The following is a 518-nucleotide window of genomic DNA, read 5'->3' on the forward strand; positions in this document are numbered from 1 at the left end:
GCAATGCTATTCTCTGGTGGCAAGGACTCTATTGTCATGTTGCACCTTGCAAGAAAAGCATTCTGGCCAGGAAAAGTGCCTTTCCCGTTAATTCACGTGGATACTGGACACAACTTCCCTGAGGCCATTGATTACAGAGATTGGCTGGTAGAAGAATATGACTTAGATCTAATCGTAGGATCTGTTCAAGGGTCAATTGATAAAGGAACTGCAGTTGAAGAAACAGGCATCAACCCAAGTAGAAACGGTTTACAAGCGGTGACTCTTTTAGAAACATTAGAAGAGTACAATGTAGACGCTGCTTTTGGTGGTGGTCGTAGAGATGAAGAAAAAGCAAGAGCAAAAGAGCGTTTCTTCTCTCACAGAGATGAGTTTGGACAGTGGAACCCTAAGAACCAACGTCCGGAATTATGGACGCTTTACAATGGTCGTTACAATGACTATGAGCACTTCCGTATTTTCCCTATCTCCAACTGGACTGAAATGGACGTATGGCAATATATCGCTCAAGAAAGAAT

At 42.9% G+C, this 518-nt stretch carries 1 protein-coding gene; it reads left to right on the forward strand.

Annotated features, from left to right (window positions below):
• Nucleotides 1-518 (forward strand): sulfate adenylyltransferase subunit CysD (gene cysD, locus IC221_RS29305; protein ID WP_188172331.1); only part of this gene is annotated, 518 nt, incomplete at both ends.

The organism is Flammeovirga sp. EKP202 (assembly GCF_014534745.1).
GTDB lineage: Bacteria > Bacteroidota > Bacteroidia > Cytophagales > Flammeovirgaceae > Flammeovirga.